The organism is Pseudomonas rossensis, from assembly GCF_039888995.1.
GTDB classification, from domain to species: domain Bacteria; phylum Pseudomonadota; class Gammaproteobacteria; order Pseudomonadales; family Pseudomonadaceae; genus Aquipseudomonas; species Aquipseudomonas rossensis.
This window is the reverse complement of record NZ_JBBWCB010000330.1, coordinates 1-475: the sequence shown is the minus strand read 5'-3', so window position 1 is coordinate 475 and position 475 is coordinate 1. Positions and strand designations below refer to the sequence as shown.

Below are 475 nucleotides of genomic sequence, written 5' to 3'. Positions count from 1 at the left end.
TGGCGCCTGCTGCGGGCGAAGTGCGCCCAGCAGCCTTGGAGGCGGCGGTCAATACGGCCATTACGCAACACGGACTTCAGACAGGCACGCGCGCGGCCATTAACCACGCCTTCAACGTGTTTCTGCAGGGGCCTTCCGGTCGGGTCCGCCTGATACCTGCGTGGCCGGAACACCAAGCCGTGATGGCGCAACTGCCCACAACCCTTTCCTCGCTACAGCACTCTAGGATTTCACGATTTCTGTGTCACCTCGAGCAGCAGGGTCTGCGCTGGTCAGCGCTGGCGCCTGCTGCGGGCGAAGTGCGCCCAGCAGCCTTGGAGGCGGCGGTCAATACGGCCATTACGCAACACGGACTTGATAGAGGCACGCGCGCGGCCATTAACCACGCCTTCAACATGGTGCTGCGGGGGCCTTCTGGGCGACAAGTGTAACGACCTGCATTCGAAAACTTCCCGACCTGCAATCAATGCGGTTT

The 475-nt window shown here is 62.1% G+C and carries 1 protein-coding gene; it reads left to right on the top strand.

Features of this window, described 5'->3' with window-relative positions:
- Positions 1 to 431, top strand: a 431-nt coding sequence (locus WLY71_RS30730; RefSeq protein ID WP_347806586.1) for a hypothetical protein, incomplete at its 5' end; no start/stop codon positions are given.
- Positions 432 to 475: the final 44 nt, after the last annotated feature.